A 20,391-nucleotide genomic window follows, 5' to 3' on the forward strand; every position below is an offset into this window, starting at 1 on the left:
AAGGCCGCGGAAGGACACCGGCCAGGGCAGGAACAGACAATGAGCGAGCAAACGGTGCCGCATCGCGGCATCATCACCGTCTGCGCCATGGTGGCGACGCTGATGCAGGCGCTCGACGGCACCATCGCCAATGTCGCACTGCCCTACATGCAGGGCGGCCTGGCCGCGACCTCCGACCAGATCACCTGGGTGCTGACCAGCTACATCACCGCGGCAGCCATCCTGACCGCGCCCGTCGGCTTCCTCGTCACGCGCTTCGGGCGGCGCGCGGTCTTCCTCGCCTCGGTCGGTGGCTTCACCCTGGCCTCCGTCGCCTGCGGCGCGGCGCAGTCGCTCGAGCAGATGGTGCTCTTCCGCCTGCTGCAGGGTGCCTTCGGCGCGGCGCTGGTGCCGCTCAGCCAGTCCACCATGCTCGACATCTATCCGCCGGAGCAGCGCGGCTCCGCCATGGCGATCTGGGGCATGGGCGTGATGGTGGGGCCGATCCTGGGCCCGACCCTCGGCGGCTACCTCACCGAGAACCTCAACTGGCGCTGGGTCTTCTACGTCAACCTGCCCTTCGGCCTGCTGGCGCTGCTCGGCCTGCTCTTCTTCCTGCCGAAGGGTGAGCAGCAATCGGGCCGGCGCTTCGACTGGCTCGGCTTCGGCGTGCTGGCGCTTGGCGTCGGCGCCCTGCAGATCATGCTCGACCGGGGCGAGCTGCTGAACTGGTTCGGCTCGACCGAGATCATCGTCGAGGCCGTGCTGGCCGGGCTCGGCCTCTATCTCTTCCTGGTCCATATGGCGACGGCGGAACGCCCCTTCATTCCGCCGCGCATCTTCCGCAACCGGAATTTCGCCGCGGGCCTCGGCATCATGTTCGCCGTTGGCGTCATCCTCTTCGCCACCTCGGCGCTGCTGGCACCCTACCTGCAGACGCTCGGCAACTACCCGGTCTTCACCGCCGGCCTCGCCATGGCGCCACGGGGCCTCGGCACCATGGCGGCGATGTTCATCGCCGGGCGGCTGGCGAGCCGGGTCGACCCGCGCAAGGTGATGGCCTTCGGCGTGCTGGTGCTGGCCTGGACGCTCTGGGACATGACCGGCTGGACACCGGACGTCTCCATGACGACGCTGGTGACGACGACCATCCTGCAAGGCGTGGGCCTCGGCTTCGTCTTCATCCCGCTGAACCTCGTCGCCTTCGCCACGCTCGATCCGGCGCTGCGGACGGACGGCGCCTCGCTCATCAGCCTGCTCCGCAACCTCGGCAGCGCCATCGGCATCTCGGCCATGGCGGCGATGCTGACGCGCAACACCCAGATCGCGCATGCGGACATGGCGATGCACATCTCGCCGCTGAACCGGGTCTTCGACTACCCGGCGATCCACCACTGGTGGAATCCGGCGACCATACCCGGCGCCTCGCTGCTGAATCAGGAGGTGACGCGGCAGGCCAGCATCATCGCCTACATGAACGACTTCTGGCTGCTGATGGTGCTGGCGCTCGGCATGCTGGCGCTGCTGCCGTTGATGAAACGCCCGCCCAAGGCCGCCGCGCCCGACCCGGCGCATGCGGCGATGGACTGACCTCCGGGCGGTGGCCTACTCGGCCGCCGTTTCCAGCACGGCCTCCCAGGCCGGGTTGACCATCGGGCAGCCGGCGCCGAGCCGGGCCCGCGCCGCATGGTATTCCCGCCGCCAGCGCGCCACCACCTCGCCCGCTGGCTGAACCTCCTTCACCGCGCCGATCCCCTGCCCGGCGCCCCAGATATCCTTCCAGCGCTTCTTGCGGTCGGAGCTGAAATCCATCTTGCTCGGGTCGCTCCCCGGCAGGTTCTCCGGGTCGAGCCCGGCGCGCACCAGGCTCGGCTTCATGTAGTTGCCGTGCACGCCGGTGATGAGGTTGGTGTAGATGATGTCCTCGGCACCGCATTCCAGCATCATCTGCTGCTGCTCGGGCTGCGCGCGCGCTTCCTGCGTGGCGATGAAGGCGCTGCCGGCATAGGCGAAGTCGGCGCCCAGCGCCTCGGCCGCCAGCACGCTCCGCCCATTGGCGATGGCGCCCGACAGCGCGATCGGCCCGCTGAACCAGGCCCGCGTCTCCTGCATGAAGCCGAAGGGCGAGAGCGCGCCCGCATGCCCGCCCGCCCCGGCGCAGACCAGCACCAGCCCGTCGGCCCCCTTGTCGATGGCGCTATGGGCGAAGCGCTGGTTGATCACGTCATGCAGCACATGGCCGCCATAGGAATGCACCGCCTGGTTCACCTCCGGCCGCGCGCCGAGCGAGGTGATGATGAGCGGCACCCGGTGCTTCACGCAGATGGCGAGGTCGTGCTCCAGCCGGTCATTCGACTTGTGGACGATGAGGTTGATGGCGAAGGGTGCCGCCGGGCGCTCCGGATGCCGCGCATCATGCGCCGCCAGCCGCTCCTTGATCTCGATCACCCATTCCTCGAACTGCTCCGCGGGCCGGGCATTGAGCGAGGGCATGGCACCGATGATCCCCGCCTTGCACTGCGCGACGACGAGGTCCGGCACCGAGATGATGAAGAGCGGCGAGCCGATGAGCGGCAGCGACAGCCGGCCCTTCAGGGATTCGATGAGCGACATGGGGCCTCTCCTCTAGCGCTTCGGCTTCAGCACATTGGCCATGATGGCCTGGGTTTCGGCGGTCTGGAGCTGGGCGCCCAGGATGGTCCTCTCCTCCTCCATGCGCGCGAGCAGGATGTCGTGGTGCTGGCGCAGCAGGCGCCGCGTCAGCCGCATCGCCTCCACCGGCTTCCGCGCCAGCACGGCGGCGGTCGCCCGGGCATTCGGCAGCAGCTCGGCACGGTCCATGATGCGATTGACGAAGCCCATCTCCTTCGCCGCCGCCGCGTCGAAGAACTCGCCGAGCAGCATCAGCTCCGCCGCCTTCTGCCGTCCCACCATCCAGGGCACGATCATGGAGGAGCCAAGCTCCGGCACCAGGCCGAGATCGACGAAGGGCATGCGGAAGCGCGCCTCGGGCGTGGCATAGACGATGTCGCAATGCATCAGCATGGTGCAGCCGATGCCGATGGCAAGGCCGGGCACGGCGGCGACGATCGGCTTGTCGTAATTCGCCAGGCCGTAATAGAAGCGCTTGCTGGGCGGTGGCGCATCCGGGTTCTCCGGCGCGCGGTTCTGGAACTCGCCGATATCGTTGCCGGCGCAGAAGACCTCGCCCTCGCCGGTCAGCAGCAGGCAGCGCACGGCGGGGTCTGCCGCGCTGCTCTCGATCGCCCCGGCCAGGCCGGCATACATGCTGCGGGTGAGCGAATTCTTCTTGTCGGGCCGCGCGATCACCACGGTGCAGACACCGTCCGCGACCGAGACCTTGATGTTCTCGGACATGCTCGTTCTCCTCCCGCGCATAGCAGGGGGCTTGCCGCCCGTCGTCAAGCACCACCCTCCCCGGCCTCTGGAAGGCATGCAAAGCTGGCCGAAACGGATCGGGAGGAAAAAATGCAAAATCATGGCTTCGGGCGCCGGCCCCTGCTCGGCCTCAGCCTGGCCGCGGGCCTCGCCGTGCCGGCCCTGGCCCAGCCGCGGCCGGTGACGCTGGTCGTCCCCTTCCCGCCCGGCGGCTCGACGGATGTGATGGGCCGGTTGCTGGCCGAGCGCATGGCGCCGCTGCTCGGCCAGCCCGTCCTGGTCGAGAACCGGCCCGGCGCGGCGACGGTGGTCGGCGCCGAATACGTCGCCCGCGCGGCCCCGGACGGGGCGACGCTGCTGGTCAATTCCGGCACCACGCTGACGCTGAACCCGCTGCTGATGCGCAACCTCTCCTACAAGCCGGAGGATTTCGCCGCCGTCTCGCTGCTCAGCATCCTGCCCTTCGCCTTCGTCCTGCAGAACCGCCTGCCACCGAACATCGCGGACTTCGTCGCCCTGGCGAAGGCGCAGCCGGGCCGGCTGAACTACGGCACCAACGGCCCCTCCTCCTTCAACAACATCGCCGCCGTGCTGGTCGCCGAGAAGCTTGGCATCCGCATGCAGGACGTCACCTACCGGGGCGACGCGCAGCAGCTGAACGACTTCCTCGCCGGCACGCTCGACGTGCTGGTGGTCGGCGGCGCCTCCGCCATCGGCACCCACCGCAACGGCCAGGGCCGCATCATCGGCTGGACGGGCGACCGGCGCATGCCCGGCTTCCCCGACATCCCGACCTTCGCCGAGACTCATCCCGAGGCCGTGGCGCAGACCTATTTCGGCCTGGTCGCCCCCGCCCGTACCCCGCCCGCCGCCATCGCCCGCCTCGCCGCGGCGGCAGGTGAGGCGCTGAAGGAGCCGAGCCTCCGCGACCGGCTGCTCGCCGAGGGCCAGTTCGCCATCGGCAGCGGACCGGAGGAGTGCGCTGCCTTCATGCGGCAGGAGGCGGCGCGCTGGGCCCCGGTGCTCCGGCGGATGAACCTGCAGATCGACTGAGGCGGGGCCGGCAGGTCCGGCTCAGGCCGGGCTCGCCCGCCGTTGCAGGGCCAGGCGCCGCGGCGGGTTGCCCGTGCAGGCCGCGGCGAAGCGCTCCAGCACCGATGGCGGCCAGAGGCCGACGCGCCGCACAGCAAGGTCCATGCAGAGATAGAGGACCTCGTTCTCCGCCGCCAGCCAGCCCTCGGTCGCATGGTGCATCCGGTGCAGGGCGATCAGCCGCTTGCCGTCATAGGCCAGCACCTCGTTCGTGCAGGAGAGCGGCATGCCCTCGCGCACCTCCCGCACATAGTTCACCCAGGTCTCGGCCGCGAAGGTCCCGAAGCCCTGGGCATGCAAGGCTGGCCCGAGGCCGAGGCTCGGCCAGAGCTGGTCCGTCGCCATGTCGAACACGGCCAGGTAGAAGGCCATGTTCATATGGCCGTAATGATCGACCCATTCGGGCCGCACCACCGCCAGCACCTGCCCCGCTGCCTCCCCCATGCCGTCCCCCTTGCTGCGCCGCCATTCCGGCCGAGCCACCGGCACTTGTCCATCCCCCGTTATCTGAGGAAGCATACGTCTTATGGTTGTGATATGAAGGAGCACATCAACCTAACATCGGAAACCCTGCCATGCCCGCCGCCCCGCTGCCCGAGGACGAAGCCGGCCGACTGGCCGCGCTACGCTCCTACGCCGTGCTCGACACGGCCTGCGAGACGGCCTTCGACGAGATCGCCCAGCTCGCCGCCCGGCTGACGCGGCGCCCGATCGCCCTGGTCTCGCTGGTGGATGCCGACCGGCTCTGGGCCAAGGCCCGCCACGGCGTCGAGCTGACCGAGGCGCCGCGCGACCTCGCCTTCTGCGCCCATGCCATCCTGGAGCCGGGCCGCCCCCTCGTCATCCCCGACACCCGGGCCGATCCGCGCTTCGCCGACAACCCGCTCGTGACCGATGACCCCGGCCTCCGCTCCTATACCGGCGTGCCGCTGGTGAATGCCGAGGGCTATGCGCTCGGCACGCTCTGCGTGCTCGACCATGCCCCAAGGGTGACCAGCGAGGAGGAACTCGACATCCTCGCCAGCCTCGCCCGCTCCGTCTCCACCGCGCTGGAGCTGCGCCGCGCGATGCGGCGGATGCATGCCCTGGCGGTGACCGATGGGCTGACAGGCCTGCCGAACCGCTCCGCCATGATGACCGCGCTCGACGCCACCCTGACGGAACGCCGCCCCTTCAGCCTGATCTTCATCGACCTCGACGGCTTCAAGCGGGTGAACGACACGCTCGGCCATGCCGCGGGGGATGCGGTGCTGCGAGCGGTGGCCGAGGTGCTGCAGGCCGCGACCCGGCCCGGGGACAGCCCGGCGCGGCTCGGCGGCGACGAATTCTGCGTGCTGCTCGGCGAGACGAGCGGCGCCGAACGCCTCGCCGAACAGATTCGCGGCGCGCTCGCCGCACGGATGCAGGCCACGGGCTGGGCGGTCACCGCCTCGATCGGCGCGGTCGGCTTCGACATCATGCCGGACTCGGCCGAGGCGGCGCTCGGCGTCGCCGATGCGATGATGTATGCCGCGAAGACCGGCGGGAAGGACCAGGTGCGCAGCATGCGCTACGAGGTGCCCGGCCCGCTTCAGCAGGCGGGATAGGCCAGCCAGCCGAGGACGGTGCCGTCCGGCGCGGCGAGGCGCCGGGCATCGACGCAGCGCCGCTCGAGGAAATAGGCCGTGGCGGCGGGCTCGGGCGGCGGCGCATCCGGCAGCTTCAGCCGCATGGCGACCTGGCCGGAAGCACTGACGAGGCACCGCTCCGTCACCGCGCCGCGCCGTACCCGGACGGCGAGCCGCGCATTCGCGGCCGGCCCCACATCGTCGATGAAGCCGGTGAGGTCGCCGGCCAGGCAGGCCCGCAGCGCCGGGACGAAGGCGGCGAGGGAGTTCTCCCAGCCGGGCTCGGCCGCCAATGGCCGCGCCAGCAGCAGGCCCGGGAGGAATGCCAGGCAGAGGCGGCCCGGCGAGCCGGGCCGGCGCCGGGCGGCCTTCCCCCTCAGTGGATCTCGTCCGACCGCGAGAGCGCCTCCTTCAGCTTGTGGATGTCGAAATCGTCGCGCTTGGCCATCTCGAGGATCACCGCCTCCCGCCGGGTGCAGAGGTCGATCGCGGCGGGCAGCTGACGCACCGCTTCGGCCGGAATCACCACCGCCCCGTGCCGGTCGGCATGCACCACGTCGTCATGCATGCAGGGCATGCCATGGACGATCACGTCCCGGCCGAAATCCACCATATGCACATGCGCATGGCTCGGGTTGAGCATGCCGCCGATGATCTGGAAGCCAGGCGCCAGCATGTCGAGGTCGCGGAAGGAGCCGCTGGTGACGCAGCCCTGGCAGCCGAGGCCCTTATGGACATTGCTGTTCACCTCTCCCCAGAAGGCGCCGATGCCAGGGCTCTCGTCCAGGTCCTCGATGACGGCGATGGTCGGGAGGTCGGCATCGGCGACGTACTCGTACCAGCCTATGCGCGCGTCGCGGTCCTGCTCCCGGCTGCGGCCGGAGGGGGCCGCGGCGCGGATCTGACCGGTGCGCGCGAGGCCGCAGATCGGCGGCAGCGAGGGATCGGCGGCGACGAATTGCTTCAGGGTGAAGCCGCGGCCGCGCCGCGCCGGCGCCACAAGCTCCAGCGCGTTGCAGATGGTGGGCGTGTCCCAGCGCCGCAGCAGATCGAGGTCGGCGCGGGTGAAGGGGCGTTCGGTCATGGATTGGTCCTCCCGGGGAGGCCTAGCTTCGGGGAGGTACCGCGGCCGGTCAAATCCCGGGTCGTGGGGCCCGATGCGGTTCGGTCACGACCTTTGACATAATCCTCACCTCGTCGCGAAATGTGTGCTGGCACAGGCCGGTTCGCGGTATTCCACCGCGGGTAGGCCCCCTGTATGATGGCGAAACGGGGCGTAGGGGGGGGTATGTCGTCAACGCCGGAGATCAGCCAGTCGGGCCGGCTCCTCAGGATCACCTCGCCGCTTGGTCCGGATGCGCTGATCCTGCGGCACCTCACCGTCACCGAGGCGATCGGCCGCCCCTTCACCATCGAGGCCGAGGTGGTCTCGGCCCGGGACAGCCTGACGCCCAAGGATCTGCTCGGCAAGTCGATCACCTGCACCGTCGCCTTCGGCGACCAACCGGAGCGGCATTTCAACGGCATGGTCCGCGCCTTCGGCAAGGTCGGCGCGCATGAGCGCGACCTGACCACCTACCGCCTCGAAGCCGTGCCGCTGCTCTGGAGCCTGACGCGCACCGCCGACTGCAGGATCTTCCAGGAACAGGCGGTGCAGGACATCCTCGGCACGCTGTTCGGCGAAGGTGGCGTCGCGCCGGTGCGCTTCGGCACCCTGCCGTCCAACCCGCGCCCCTACTGCGTGCAATTCCATGAGACCGATTTCGACTTCGCCAGCCGGCTGATGGACGAGATCGGCGCCGGCTACTTCTTCGAGCACAGCGCCAACGACCATACCCTCGCCGTGACCGGCGAGAATGCCGATTTCCCGCTGGTGCCGGGCCAGCCGCTGGTCGTCCGGGCCGAGCGCAACGCTGCGGATGTCGTCACCGGCTGGTGCGTCACCGGCTCGCTGCAGCCCGGCAAGCATGTCGCCCATGACTTCGACATGCTGAAACCCTCCTCCCTGCTGCAGGCGGAGGAGCCGACCCGCCTCGACACGCCGAATGCGGGCCAGTGGGAGGTCTTCCGCTGGGGCGCCGGCCAGGCCGCGCAGCCGGATGCGAGGCCCGCCAGCCTTGGGATGCAGCAGAACGAGGCAGATGCCGATTCGGCCTCGGGCCAGACGCAGACCGCCGCCCTCTTCGCCGGGGGACGGCTCAAGGTGCAGGAGGGCCTGGCCGGCGCTGAGGCGACCTGGCTGCTCACCACCGTGCAGCATGTGGCAATGGATGAGAGCCAGATCGTCGGCGACGGCCAGTCGAGCTACGCCAACAGCTTCATCGCCATCCCCGCCGACCGGACCTGGCGCAATGCGAGGCCGCGCCGCCGCCCGGTGATGCCCGCGCTGCAGACGGCGATCGTCACCGGCCCCGCCGGCGAGGAGATCCATTGCGACAAGTACGGCCGGGTGAAGGTGCATTTCCTCTGGGACCGCGCCGGCAAGCGGGACGACACCTCCTCCTGCTACGTCCGCGTCTCGCAGCCCTGGGCCGGCAAATGGGGCGGCACCTGGTTCCTGCCCAGGATCGGCGACGAGGTCCTGGTCGGCTTCCTCGACGGCGACCCGGACAAGCCGGTGGTGCTCGGCAGCCTCCACAACGAGGAGGCGATGCCGCATTACGGCCTGCCCGGCGCCAATACCCGCAGCGGCATCACCAGCCGGTCGTCGAAGGGCGGCGGCAAGGACAATGCCAACATGCTGCGGCTCGAGGACAAGAAGGGTGCGGAGGAATTCTACCTCCAGGCCGAATACGACATGAACGTGCTGGTGAAGCACGACCTCTCCACCACCATCCGCGACGGCGACGAGACACGCGAGGTCACGACCGGCAACCGCGACACCATCATCAAGACCGGCAACGACACCTACACGCTGAGCACCGGCAACCTGTCGCAGACCCTCGACAAGGGCAATTACGACCTGAAGCTCTCCATGGGCAACATGAGCACCAAGCTCGCCATGGGGAACTACAACCTCAAGCTCGACCTCGGCGCCGTCACCATCGAGGCCATGCAGGCCATCACGCTGAAGGTCGGCCAGTCCGAGGTGAAGATCGACCAGATGGGCGTCAGCATCAAAGGCATGATGGTGAAGCTCGAGGGCCAGATGATGCTTGAGGCAAAGGGGCTGATGACCACGGTCAAGGGCGATGCCATGACCCAGGTCTCCGGCGCCATCATCATGATCGGCTGAGCGGATGAGCGGAGCACGCCCCCCGTCGAAACTCCTGGTCGCCTTGCCGCCGCTGCTGCCGCGACTGGAACTCGACACCGAAGGCCGGTCGCTGCTCAACGGCGCCGCCGATGCCGCCACCGCGCTGGAGCGGCTGGAGGCCGCGGGCCGGATGATCGAGGCGCTGCGCCTGCTCGCCCATGCCCTGCCGAAGCGCGAGGCCGTCTGGTGGGCCTGCATGTGCGCCCGCGCCGTGCCCGACCCGGCCACCCGCCCGGAGGATGCCGCGGCGCTCGAAGCGGCCGAGAGCTGGGTGCGCCGGCCGGAGGAGCCGGCCCGCCGTGCCGCCATGGCCGCCGCCGAGCGCGCCGCCTTCCGCAGCACGGAAGCCTGGGCGGCGGTCGGCGCCTTCTGGTCCGGCGGCAGCATGGCGCCCGAGGGCCAGCCGGTGGTGCCGCCGGCCGAGCACCTCACCGGCGTCGCCATCGCCGGCGCGGTGGTGCTGGCCGCCGTCCGCACCGCGCCGGAACGGGCCGCGGCGCGCTATCCGCGCTTCCTGGCCAGCGCGCGCGACATCGGCGCCGGCGGCGCCGGCCGCCTCCCGCCCGAGGGAGAGGGCTGATGCCGCCCGCCTCCCGTGTCACGGACATGCATGTCTGCCCGATGGTCACCGGCGTCGTCCCCCATGTCGGCGGGCCGGTCCTGCCGCCGGGTGGCATGACGGTGCTGATCGGCGGCCTGCCGGCGGCCCGCGTCGGCGACATGTGCGTCTGCGTCGGCCCGCCGGACGTCATCGCGATGGGCTCCGTCAAGGTGCTCATCAAGGGCCAGCCGGCAGCCTATATGGGCAGCCTCACCGCGCATGGCGGCACGGTCGTCCTCGGCTGCCCGACGGTTCTGGTAAGCTGATGAGCCTGACCCTCAACGTGCTGCGCTGCCCGGATGCCGCAGTGCCGGAGAGCCGCCACTCCTCCGGCGGCGACCTCACCATCGGCCGCGGCCTCGAATGCGACTGGATGCTGCAGGACCCTGAGCGGGTGCTGTCCAAGCGGCATTGCGTGCTGGAATTCCGCGGCGGCTTCTGGCAGGTGCGCGACCTCTCGACCAACGGCACCTTCCTCAATCACGCAGCGACGCCGATCGGCCGTGACCTGGTGGCGTCGCTCTCCAATGGTGACCGGCTGCGCCTCGGCAGCTACGAGATCGAGGTGCGGATCGGCGCGGCCGAGACGCAGGGCTTCGGCGCCGCACCGGCCTGGGGCGGGCCGCCCTCCGCCGGCATGGGCCGCGCCGTGCCGGACCCCTTCGCCGATCCCTTCGCGCCGCCGCCGGCGGCCGGCCCCTCGCCCGGCTTCGCCACCCCGCCGCTGCCGACCGCCGGCGTTGCCCTCCCCGACGATTTCGATCCCTTCGGCGATGAGCCGCCCATGCCGGACCACCGGCCGGCCGCCTCGGATGCCTTCGCCCCGCCACGCCCCGTGGCGTCGGCTGCCCCGCTGCCGGATGATTGGGACCTGGATTTCGACCTCGCGCCGCAGGCCGCGGCCAGGCCCGCCGCTCCGCCTCCGGCCGCACCACGACCGCCCGCCTGGACGCCGCCACCCGTGGCATCGCCGGTGGTGCCGTCGCCGGTGGATGCCACCGAACCGGCCGATCCCTTCGCCGAGGACGGCGTGCCGAGCATCCCCATCCCGGCCCCCCTTCCCGCAGCAGCGCCGCCGCCACCGGCGGCACCCGTCGCGGCCATCGCCCCCGATGCGGCGCTCGCCCTGCTGCTGCAGGGCGCCGGCCTGCCGCCCAGCGCGCTCGCCGGGGCCGATCCGGCGGCGACGCTGCTCGCGGCCGGGGCCAGCCTCCGCGCCGCCGTCGCCGGGCTGCGCGCCCTGCTGATCGCCCGGGCCGATGTGAAGCGGGAATTCCGCATCGAGCAGACCATGCTCCGCGCCGCCGGCAACAACCCGCTGAAATTCGCGGCGACCGACGATGCGGCACTCGCCGCCCTGCTCGGCCCGAAGCCCGCCGTGACGGCGGTCGAGGAGACGGTCAACGACCTCAACGCCCATCAGGTCGCCTCCCTCGCCGCCACCCAGGCGGCGGCCCGCGCCCTGCTGGACCGCCTCGCCCCGGCAGGGCTCGAGGCGCAGGACAAGGGCGGCGGCTTCCTCGGCGCGAAGGAGAAGCGCCTGTGGGAGGCCTACAAGGTGCTGCACGCCCAGCTGCTCGACCAGTTCGAGGATGACTTCGACAGCGCCTTCGGCAAGGCCTTCGCGCGGGCCTATGAGGAAGCGTCGCGCAAGGATGGCGGGCGCTAGTGTCCTGCCCCTGTCATTTGTGGGCTTGCCCGCGAATGACAGGGACAAGCAGGCCACTGACACTGAAAGCCAGTGTCCTGATGTCGAAGTCCACAGGACTTCGACATCAGGACACCAGAGCAAACTCCGGTCGGGCGGACTCACCTGATCGGAGATCCTTGCTCGACGAAACAACAGGCTAGAGCGGCGTCATCCCGCCAGGCTACGGATGACGCCGTCCTGTCCGGCAGCGCCGGGGAGTGGGGGGTTGATGAGCTGGTATGACAAGGTGGTCTGGCAGGAGGGCATGTTCCTCCGCGCCCAGCACTTCCAGCAGCAGGACCGCTACCTGGAGCATCTGCTCCAGGCGCGCACCGCACCGCTCCGCCCGCATCCCTGGGGCGTGACGGAGCTCTCGCTCGACCGCGACCTGCTGGGCGCCGGCAAATTCGCCCTCGCCAGCGCCGCCGGCGTGCTGGAGGACGGCACGCCCTTCGCCATTCCCGGCCAGGCCGACCAGCCCCTGCCGCTCGACCTGCCGGAAGGCACGCGCAATGCGGTGGTCTATCTCGCCGCGCCGATCCGCCAGCCGGGCAGCCCCGAAGTCGCCTTCACCGAGGGTCCGGAGAATGGCGGCGCCCGCTATGCGCTCCGCAGCTTCGAGGCCTTCGACACGCATTCCGACAGCACCCTGCCGGCCGAGTTGCAGGTTGGCCGGCCGCGCCTCCGCTTCATGCTGGAGACGGAGGAGCGCGCCGGCTTCACCGGCATCGGCATCGCCCGCATCGTCGAGGTCCAGGCCGACCGCCGCGTGGTGGTGGATGAGCGCTTCATCCCGACCTGCCTCCGCATCTCCGCCGCACCGCCGCTCGCCAATCTCGTCGCCGAGCTGGTCGGCATGATCGGCCAGCGGGCCGAGGCGCTGGCCGGGCGCCTTGCCCAGCCGGGCTCGCGCGGCGTCGCCGATGTCAGCCAATTCCTGCTGCTGCAGGCGCTGAACCGATGGCAGCCGCTGCTCGCCCATTGGGCCGATGCGGGCAACACCCATCCGGAGGCGCTCTATGCCAGCCTCGTCCAGCTGGCCGGGGAGCTTGCCACCTTCACCGACCCGAGCCGCCGCGCGGGCAGCTATCCCGGCTACCGGCACGAGGACCTGCAGCGCAGCTTCGCCCCGGTGATCGCCGATCTGCGCCGCGCCCTCTCGGCCGATATCGACCAGAACGCCGTCTCCATCCCGCTGCGCGACGCGCGGCACGGCGTCCGCATCGGGCCGATCACGGACCGCAACTGGCTGCGCGCCGGCTCCTTCGTGCTGTCAGTCCAGGCCGACATGCCATCCGAGCATCTGCGCCGCCTCTTCCCGAACCAAGTCAAGATCGGCGCCGTCGAGCATATCCGGGAGCTGGTGAACGTGGCGCTCCCCGGCATCGCCGTGCGCCCCCTGCCGGTCGCGCCGCGGCAGATCCCCTTCCATGCGGGCGCCACCTATTTCGAGCTGGATCGCGGCAGCCCGCACTGGCAGCAGATGCAGACCTCGGGCGGCTTCGCCATCCATGTCTCCGGCGACTTCCCGAACCTTCGCATGGAGCTGTGGGCGATCCTCGCATGAGCGACAATCCCTTCTCCGAGCCCGAGGACAGCGACCGCACGGTGGTGCGCGGCCCGACGCGCGCCGCGACCCCGATCCCGGCCGCTGCTCCGGCGGTGCCACCGGGCTTCGCGCCCGCCATGCCGGCCGGCCCGACACCCCGCATGGCGGGCGAGGCGGAGACCTTGCCGAAGATCGGCCTCGGCCCGCTCTCCGCCGCGGCCGGGCCGCTGCTCGACCTGCTCTCGCGGCTGGTCGCCAATGTGCAGGTGCCCAACCCGGCCGAGCTGCGCGAACGCGCGGTCCGTGCGCTGCGCAGCTTCGAGGCCGAAGCGCGCGCCGCCGAGGTGAGCCCGGATGAGATCCGCGCCGCGCATTACGGCCTCTGTGCCGCGATCGACGACGTGGCGATGGCGACACCCTGGGGCCAGCAGAGCGGCTGGAGCGCCCATTCGCTCGTCTCCACCTTCCACCAGGAGGTGAAGGCCGGCGACCGGTTTTTCGACCTGCTCGCCGGCATGCAGAAGGACCCGGGCCGCTACCGCCAGGCGCTGGAAGTGGCCTATCTCTGCCTGGCCCTCGGGCTGCAGGGGCGCTACCGCCTCTCGCCGCGCGGCGCCGCCGAACTCGACCGCATCCGCGAGGGCCTCTACCAGCTCCTGGTCCAGCTCCGCGGCCCCTATGAGCGCGAGCTTTCGCCGCATTGGCGCGGCGTCGACGCACCGCATCGCCGCGCCGGCCGCAGCGTGCCGAGCTGGGTGGCCGGCGCTCTCGCCTTGGCCGTGCTCGGCATCGGCTATGCCGGGCTGGCGAACAGCCTGAGCGGACGGTCGGAGGATCTCTTCGCCCGCCTCGCCGCGCTGCCGCCCGGCGCCCTGCCGACCATCCAGCGCGCCGCGCCGCCGGTGCCGCCCGCCCCTCCGCCGCCCGCCCCGGCCCCGAGCCGGCCCGACCTGCAGACGCGGCTCCGCCAATTCCTCGCCCCCGAGATCCAGCAGGGGCTCGTCACCGTGCTCGCCGACCCCAACCGCGTCATCGTCCGCATTCGCAACCGCGGCATGTTCGCCTCCGGCAGCGCCAGCCTCGACCCGCGCTTCCGGCCCCTGCTGAACCGCATCGGCGAGGCGCTGCGCGAGGAGCCGGGGACGGTGCAGATCCTCGGCCATAGCGACAACCAGCCGATCAGGACGGCGCGCTTCCCGTCCAACTACCATCTCTCCACTGCGCGGGCGCAGGCGGCGCAGGATGTCATCGCCACGGCGACAGGCGGCGACCGCGCCCGCTTCAGCGCCGAAGGCCGCGGCGAGAGCGAGCCGGTTGCGGCGAATGCGACGGCCGAGGGACGCGAGGAGAACCGCCGCATCGAGGTCGTGGTGAATTACGGAAGGTCCCGCTGATGGACGCGTTGCTCTCCGTCCTCGGCACCGTCCCGGCGCTGGCAGGGCTCGTCGCGGCCCTGGCCATGGCGGCGCTGTTCTGGATCTACGCGCCGCTGATCGGCGCGGGCGACGTCTATCCCTTCGACTCCCTCGTCCCTCGCCTGATCCTCGCCGCGCTGCCGGTCATCGTCTTCCTCGTCACCATCACCCTCATCGGCCTGCGCCGGGCGCGGCGCGACACGGCGCTGGTCACCGAGGCCGCCGCGCCCGACCCCGCCGCGCAAGCGGGCGCCGAGGAGGAGGCCGCGCTGCGCGAGAAGCTGACGGCGGCACTCGCCGCGCTGAAGCAGGCGACCGGCGGCAAGGGCGGCTATCTCTACGACCTGCCCTGGTATGTCTTCATCGGCCCGCCCGGCAGCGGCAAGACCACGGCCATCGCCCAGTCCGGCCTCGAATTCCCGCTGGCCGAGGGCCGCGTCGCCGGCGTCGGCGGCACCCGCAATTGCGACTGGTGGCTGACCGACCGCGCCGTTCTCATCGACACCGCCGGCCGCTACACCACGCAGGACAGCGACGCCGCGGCCGACAAGGCAGGCTGGGACCGGTTCCTGGCCATGCTCCGCCGCAACCGACCACGCCAGCCGCTGAACGGCGTGCTGGTCTGCTTCGGCGTCGACATGCTGAGCCGGCTCGACGCCCAGGGCCGCCAGGACCATGCCCGCGCCGTCCGCAAGCGCATCAAGGAGTTGGAGGAGAAGCTCGGCCAGCGCCTGCCGGTCTACCTGCTGGTCAGCAAGGCCGACCTCCTCTCCGGCTTCACCGAATTCTTCGACGATCTCGACAAGGAGACACGCGCCCAGGTCTGGGGCATGACCTTCCCGGTCGAGACCGGCCCCGAGGGCACCGCCGGGCGCTTCGCGGGCGAGTTCCAGGCGCTGCTCGGCCGGCTGCAGGCCCGGCTGCTCGAACGGCTGCAGGCCGAGCGCGGCCCCTCGCAGCGCGCCGCCATCATGGGCTTCCCGAGCCAGGTCGCCTCCCTCGCCGAGCCGGTCGGCGCCTTCGTCCAGGCCGCCTTCGGCGGCACGCGGCTCGACCCGGCGCCGATGCTGCGCGGCGTCTATCTCGCCTCCGGCACGCAGGAAGGCACGCCGATCGACCGGCTGACCGGTGCGCTCAGCCGCGCCTTCGGCCTCGACCCGCGCCGCCCCGCCAGCGTGCTCGGCCAGCGGGGCCGCAGCTACTTCCTCGGCCGGCTGCTGCGCGAGGTGGTGTTCAACGAGGCACGCCTCGCCGCCCGCGACCGTGGGGCGGAGCGCCGCCGCCACATGGTCGCCATCGCCGCCTGGTCCCTCGCCCTGGTGGTGACGCTCGGCGGTCTCGGCTGGGCCTACGGCGCCTATACCGCCGAGCAGCGCCGCGCCGCCGCGCTGGAGGAGGCGCTGGCCAAGGCCGAGGGCGCCGGCCGCACCGTCCGCTTCGACCCGGTGGTGGATGCCAACCTCGCCGCCATCCTGCCCTATCTCGACGCGGCACGGCCCCTCCCCGCCGCCGCGCACACGCCCGGCGGCGGCCTCGGCCTGTCGCAGGAGGCGGAGCTGGCGACGGGTGCCGAAGCCGCCTACCGCCGCACGCTGGACCGGGTGATGCTGCCGCGCCTTCTGGCCGGGCTCGAGGCGCAGATCCGCGCCAATTTCCAGCGCCCCGATTTCCTCTACGAAGCCTCCCGCGTCTACCTGATGCTCGGGCGCCAGGGCCCGCTCGACCGGCCGCTGGTCCGCGAATGGCTGCTGTCCGACTGGCTCCGCAGCTTCCCCGGCGCGACGGGCGCACCGCAGCGCGACGCCCTGCTCGGCCATCTCGACGCGCTGATGGCGATGGAATTCTCTGCCTACCCTCTCGACGGCGCGCTGGTGGATGGCGCCCGCCGCGTCTTCTCCCGCCTCCCCATGGCCGAGCGCGTCTATTCCCGCCTCCGCCCGCTCGGCCAGCCGCTCCGCCCCTGGACGCCGGCCGAGGCGATCGGCCCGGCCGGCCAGCGCTTCTTCACCCGGGCCTCCGGCCGGCCGCTGACCGAGGGCGTCCCCGGCCTCTTCACCGTGGACGGGCTGTACCGCACGCTGATGCCCGCCCTCGGTGATGCGGTGCGCGGGGCGGCGGCGGAATCCTGGGTGCTCGGCCCCGAGGCGCAGGCCGGCGGCGCCGAGGACCCGGCGCGGCTCGAGGCCGCCGTGCTCGGCCTCTATGCCGAGGATTATGCCCGCGCCTGGCAGACCCTGCTGGACGACTTGGTGCTGCCGCCCTTCCGCAACCTCACCGAGGCGGCCGAGGGCCTGAACGTGCTCGGCGCCCCGACCTCCCCCATCCGGGACCTGCTGCGGGCCGCGGCACGCCAGCTCTCGCCCGGCACGCCACCCGAGGGCTGGGCCGCGGCCGGCCGTGGTGCCGAGGCGCAGCGGGTCCAGGCAGCCCAGGGCCAGGCCCCTGCGCCCACCGGCGCCGAGCCGGTCGCGCAGCTGGTGGAGGGCCGCTTCCAGGCGCTCCGCACCGCCGCCGGCCAGCCGATCGACGGGGTGCTGGCGATCGTCAACGAGCTCTATGTCCAGGTCGCCCGCCTCGCCTCCTCCCCGCCCGGGACGGTGGTGCCGGCGCCGACCGCGGGGCTCGACCCCGGCCAGCGCCTGCTCGCCGAGGCCGCCCGGCAGCCGCAGCCGCTGGCCCGCTGGCTGACCGCCCTCGGCCAATCGACCGCTGCGCAGCGAAGCGGCGGCGCTAAGGCCGCCATCGCCGCGGCCGGTGGCCAGGCGCTCGGGCCGGTCTGCCGGGCATTGGGCGATCCGCGCGCCATCCCCTTCCCCTTCCGCCGCGACGCCGCGCAGGACATCCCGGTCGATGATTTCGCCCGCCTCTTCGGCCCGGGCGGTTCGCTCGACCAGTTCTTCGCCCAGTGGATCCGCCCCTATGTCGACACCACCCAGCGCCCCTGGCGGCTGGTGGCGACCGCCGGCCTGGCCCCGCCGGTGACCCAGGCCGATGTGCTGCAATTCGAGCGCGCCCAGGCCATCCGCGATGCCTTCTTCCCCGGCGGCGCCATGATGGGCGGCCTTCGCTTTGAGCTGGTGCCGCAGGGCTTCGACCCGAATGCCCAGGGCGCGATCCTCGAGGTGGATGGCACGCGCTACGAGATGGCGCGCGGCGCCCCCTCCCGCCCCATCCCGCTCGGCTGGCCGAGCCGCGGCAACCTCACCCTCAATTTCGAGCCGGCCTCCTCCAGCGGGCCGCTCGCCTTCGACAGCGGCTGGTCGGCCTTCAAGCTGGTCACCGGGCGGCAGGCGACGCTCCAGGCCACCGGCCAGGGCAGCCGGTTGCGGGCCACGGTGACGCAGGGCGACCGTTCGGTGGTCTTCGAGCTGCGGACCGGCAGCACGATCCACCCCTTCGGGCTGCGCGAGCTGCAGGAATTCCGATGCCCGCAGCTCGCGCCCTGATCGGCCTGCATGGCAAGCTGCCGGCACACGGGGATTTCGTGCGCCGCGGCCTGCCCGCGAGCTTCTGCGAGCCCTGGGATGCCTGGCTCCAGGCCGGCATGACCGCCGCGCGCAGCAGCCTCGGGCCCGGCTGGGAGGCCGCCTGGGCCACCGCCCCGGCCTGGCGCTTCGCCCTGCCTGCCGGCGCCTGCGGGCCCGACCCCGTCGCCGGCATCCTTGCCTGCTCGACGGACAGCGTCGGCCGCCGCTTCCCGCTCACCCTCGCCGCCATCGCACCCGGCCAGGCCGAGCCGCCTTGGCACGTCCCCTGGCCCGCCCCCTGGTTCGCACTGCTGGAGGGTGCGCTGCGCCAGGCCCAGGCCGAAGGGCTCGATGCCGATGCCCTGGCCGCCCGGCTGCCGCCACCCGGCGAGGCGGACCCCACCGAGGCGCCCGAGCCCGGCTGGTGGACCGCCGGCGAGCCCTGCCTGGTCTGGCCGCTGCCCGCCCTGCCCGCACCCCATGAATTCGTCCTGCTGCTGGATGCCCAGCCATGACCCCGTCGATCGAGCCCGGCCTGCTCTCCGACTCAGCCACCCATCCCGGCGCCGTCCGAAAACGCAACGAGGACAGCCTGGTCCATCGGCCCGATCTCGGCCTCTGGGCCGTGGCCGATGGCGCCGGCGGCCATGGTGCGGGCGATGTCGCCAGCCAGGCCGTTGCCGCGGCGCTCGAGGCCATCCCGCCCGGCCTGTCGGCCGCCGAGATCCTGACCCAGGCCCGGCTCCGCCTCGCCGGCGTCCATGCCGAATTGCAGGCCCAGGCCGCCGCCCTCGGCGCCGACCGGGTCATCGCCACGACGGTGGTGGTGCTGCTCGCCCGCCACGGGCATTTCGCCTGCCTCTGGGCCGGCGACAGCCGCGCCTATCTGCTGCGCGACGGCCTGCTGCAACGGGTCACGCGCGACCACTCGCTGGTGCAGGAGATGGTGGACCAGGGCACGTTGACCGAGGCGGAGGCGGAGACGCACCCCCAGGCCAATGTCATCCTGCGCGCCGTCGGCGCCGCGGGGGAGCTGGTGCTCGACAAGGTGAGCGGCCGCATCACGCCGGGCGACAGGCTGCTCCTCTGCAGCGACGGCCTCTTCAAGGCGCTGCCGGAGGAGGAGCTTGCCGGGCTGCTCATGCAGGGCGCGGGCGCCGAGGCCGTGATCTCCGCCGCCGTCGCGCGGGGCGCCCGCGACAATGTCAGCGCCGTCCTGCTCTGCGCGACCTGAGGGCGGCGCGACGCCTAGTCGCCGGTGGCGACGTTGTAAAGGATGTTGGCCGAGACGCCGGTCAGGTCGTCGCCATAGGCGGTGTACTTGATGTCGATGGTGGTGAAGTTGATGGCGAAGGATTCCATCGGCACGCCATCCCCCGCGCTGCTGTGCTGGAAGGAGGCGATGCCCGCCTCGCCCAATGTGTAGACGAGATACGGCAGCAGCATGCCGGTGCCCTGCCGGACGAAGCTGATGGTCACCATGCGGTCGAACTTGCCGGTGAAGCCTTCGGTCAGCAGGCCGATGGTGCTGGTGTCGCTGACCTTGGTGCAGGTGACCTCGGTCACGGCAGGCTCGGTCCTGGCACGCAGCCCGGCGCGCACCGCACCGCTGGCACGGGACATGCCCCAGCCAAGGCTCTCGAGCTTGATGTAGCCTGCCTCGCCGTTGAGGCTGTGCTCGCCCTCGATGCCGTCATAATGCATGAAGATGGTCATGCGGGCCTGCCCCGGGATGCTACGGCATGGTCACTGGAATGGCGGGCGCGCATCACGCTGCGCGCCGGAACCCAGGCGCCGGATGGGATGCGGGGCGAAGCCGCCGCATCCCAGGGCCCGGGGCAGGCGCAGCCGGGCTCAGGCGCCCTTCGCGGTAGACAGATCCCAGCTGTAGAAGCTCTGCGAGCCGCTCAGGTCATCGCCGACCGGGTTGTAGCCAAGCTTCACCTTGTCGAAGTTCAGGCTGATGGATTCCGTCGGGCGGTCGCCGCCGGAGCTCATCGAGAAGCCGGAGACGCCGCAGCCCTGCAGCTCGACGCTGAAATAGACGACCGGGGTGTTGCCCTTGCCGGTGCGGACGAACTTGATCTCGACGGTGTTGTCGAGCTCGCCATGCAGCGCTTCCTCGAAGAGCTTGATGGTCGTGCCGTCGCTCACCTTGGTCATGGTGATCTCGCTGACGGACACCACGCTGCCTTCCCGGGTCGAGGTGCCATAGGCGGAAGAAATCGCGCGGCCGACGCCGAACTGGAAACTGCTGACCTCGAAATGATCATCGAAGCCGGTGATCTTCGACTCACCCTTCACGTCCGGGTACTTAACGAGAATCGGCATTGGTG

Annotated in this window: 19 protein-coding genes; 12 read left to right on the forward strand and 7 right to left on the reverse strand. The window is 71.4% G+C overall.

Features of this window, described 5'->3' with window-relative positions:
* Positions 1 to 39 precede the first annotated feature (39 nt).
* Positions 40 to 1,569 (forward strand): DHA2 family efflux MFS transporter permease subunit, encoded by a 1,530-nt coding sequence (locus BLR02_RS17450; RefSeq protein ID WP_090664095.1) that lies wholly within the window; start codon positions 40 to 42, stop codon positions 1,567 to 1,569.
* A 15-nt stretch (positions 1,570 to 1,584) separates the two neighbouring features.
* Here BLR02_RS17450 and BLR02_RS17455 read toward each other — a convergent pair whose 3' ends face one another.
* Together BLR02_RS17455 and BLR02_RS17460 are read right to left on the reverse strand one after the other, a co-directional pair.
* Positions 1,585 to 2,592 (reverse strand): NAD(P)H-dependent flavin oxidoreductase, encoded by a 1,008-nt coding sequence (locus BLR02_RS17455; protein ID WP_090664096.1) that lies wholly within the window; start codon positions 2,590 to 2,592, stop codon positions 1,585 to 1,587.
* Between the two features lie 12 nt (positions 2,593 to 2,604).
* A complete protein-coding gene (locus BLR02_RS17460) occupies positions 2,605 to 3,357 on the reverse strand; it encodes an enoyl-CoA hydratase (protein WP_176849641.1) in 753 nt (250 codons plus the stop codon).
* Between the two features lie 111 nt (positions 3,358 to 3,468).
* On the opposite strand from BLR02_RS17460, the gene BLR02_RS17465 reads away from it, so the two are divergent.
* Complete coding sequence (locus BLR02_RS17465) at positions 3,469 to 4,431, forward strand: Bug family tripartite tricarboxylate transporter substrate binding protein (protein ID WP_090565311.1); 963 nt, start codon at positions 3,469 to 3,471, stop codon at positions 4,429 to 4,431.
* A 21-nt stretch (positions 4,432 to 4,452) separates the two neighbouring features.
* On the opposite strand, the gene BLR02_RS17470 is transcribed toward BLR02_RS17465, so the two are convergent.
* The gene (locus BLR02_RS17470) at positions 4,453 to 4,959 is read right to left on the reverse strand and encodes an acyl-CoA thioesterase (RefSeq protein WP_176849642.1); all 507 of its coding nucleotides are present in this window, start codon (positions 4,957 to 4,959) and stop codon (positions 4,453 to 4,455) included.
* Between the two features lie 86 nt (positions 4,960 to 5,045).
* On the opposite strand from BLR02_RS17470, the gene BLR02_RS17475 reads away from it, so the two are divergent.
* Positions 5,046 to 6,056, forward strand: a complete 1,011-nt coding sequence (locus tag BLR02_RS17475; protein ID WP_090664097.1) for a GGDEF domain-containing protein — start codon at positions 5,046 to 5,048, stop codon at positions 6,054 to 6,056.
* On the opposite strand, the gene BLR02_RS17480 is transcribed toward BLR02_RS17475, so the two are convergent.
* Together BLR02_RS17480 and BLR02_RS17485 are read right to left on the reverse strand one after the other, a co-directional pair.
* The gene (locus tag BLR02_RS17480) at positions 6,041 to 6,370 is read right to left on the reverse strand and encodes a hypothetical protein (RefSeq protein ID WP_090664098.1); all 330 of its coding nucleotides are present in this window, start codon (positions 6,368 to 6,370) and stop codon (positions 6,041 to 6,043) included. The genes BLR02_RS17475 and BLR02_RS17480 overlap by 16 nt on opposite strands.
* An 83-nt stretch (positions 6,371 to 6,453) precedes the next feature.
* Positions 6,454 to 7,161, reverse strand: a complete 708-nt coding sequence (locus BLR02_RS17485) for an RraA family protein (RefSeq protein WP_090664099.1) — start codon at positions 7,159 to 7,161, stop codon at positions 6,454 to 6,456.
* 204 nt (positions 7,162 to 7,365) lie between these two features.
* On the opposite strand from BLR02_RS17485, the gene BLR02_RS17490 reads away from it, so the two are divergent.
* The 9 genes from BLR02_RS17490 to BLR02_RS17530 all read left to right on the forward strand — a co-directional run bounded on the left by BLR02_RS17490 (position 7,366) and on the right by BLR02_RS17530 (position 19,289).
* Complete coding sequence (locus tag BLR02_RS17490) at positions 7,366 to 9,312, forward strand: type VI secretion system Vgr family protein (RefSeq protein ID WP_176849643.1); 1,947 nt, start codon at positions 7,366 to 7,368, stop codon at positions 9,310 to 9,312.
* Between the two features lie 4 nt (positions 9,313 to 9,316).
* The gene (locus BLR02_RS17495) at positions 9,317 to 9,913 is read left to right on the forward strand and encodes a DUF6931 family protein (protein ID WP_090664100.1); all 597 of its coding nucleotides are present in this window, start codon (positions 9,317 to 9,319) and stop codon (positions 9,911 to 9,913) included.
* Entirely contained in the window at positions 9,913 to 10,200 is a 288-nt protein-coding gene (locus tag BLR02_RS17500; protein WP_090565296.1) for a PAAR domain-containing protein, read from the forward strand. Before BLR02_RS17495 ends, BLR02_RS17500 begins: the two co-directional genes overlap by 1 nt.
* Positions 10,200 to 11,603, forward strand: a complete 1,404-nt coding sequence (gene tagH / locus BLR02_RS17505; RefSeq protein WP_090664101.1) for a type VI secretion system-associated FHA domain protein TagH — start codon at positions 10,200 to 10,202, stop codon at positions 11,601 to 11,603. Before BLR02_RS17500 ends, tagH begins: the two co-directional genes overlap by 1 nt.
* Before the next feature lie 250 nt (positions 11,604 to 11,853).
* Entirely contained in the window at positions 11,854 to 13,191 is a 1,338-nt protein-coding gene (gene tssK, locus BLR02_RS17510; RefSeq protein WP_090565292.1) for a type VI secretion system baseplate subunit TssK, read from the forward strand.
* Complete coding sequence (gene tssL, locus BLR02_RS17515; protein WP_090664102.1) at positions 13,188 to 14,567, forward strand: type VI secretion system protein TssL, long form; 1,380 nt, start codon at positions 13,188 to 13,190, stop codon at positions 14,565 to 14,567. Before tssK ends, tssL begins: the two co-directional genes overlap by 4 nt.
* Positions 14,567 to 18,034, forward strand: coding sequence for a type VI secretion system membrane subunit TssM (gene tssM, locus BLR02_RS17520; protein ID WP_090664103.1), 3,468 nt, complete (start codon positions 14,567 to 14,569; stop codon positions 18,032 to 18,034). Before tssL ends, tssM begins: the two co-directional genes overlap by 1 nt.
* A complete protein-coding gene (gene tagF, locus BLR02_RS17525; protein ID WP_090664104.1) occupies positions 18,013 to 18,570 on the forward strand; it encodes a type VI secretion system-associated protein TagF in 558 nt (185 codons plus the stop codon). The genes tssM and tagF overlap by 22 nt, the downstream gene beginning before the upstream one ends.
* A complete protein-coding gene (locus BLR02_RS17530; RefSeq protein ID WP_245704836.1) occupies positions 18,567 to 19,289 on the forward strand; it encodes a PP2C family protein-serine/threonine phosphatase in 723 nt (240 codons plus the stop codon). The genes tagF and BLR02_RS17530 overlap by 4 nt, the downstream gene beginning before the upstream one ends.
* A 14-nt stretch (positions 19,290 to 19,303) precedes the next feature.
* On the opposite strand, the gene BLR02_RS17535 is transcribed toward BLR02_RS17530, so the two are convergent.
* Entirely contained in the window at positions 19,304 to 19,771 is a 468-nt protein-coding gene (locus BLR02_RS17535) for a type VI secretion system tube protein Hcp (protein ID WP_090664105.1), read from the reverse strand.
* Positions 19,772 to 19,909: 138 nt separating this feature from the next.
* The gene (locus BLR02_RS17540; RefSeq protein ID WP_090565283.1) at positions 19,910 to 20,386 is read right to left on the reverse strand and encodes an Hcp family type VI secretion system effector; all 477 of its coding nucleotides are present in this window, start codon (positions 20,384 to 20,386) and stop codon (positions 19,910 to 19,912) included.
* Positions 20,387 to 20,391: the final 5 nt, after the last annotated feature.

This window comes from Belnapia rosea, assembly GCF_900101615.1.
In the GTDB taxonomy this organism is placed as follows: Bacteria; Pseudomonadota; Alphaproteobacteria; order Acetobacterales; family Acetobacteraceae; genus Belnapia; species Belnapia rosea.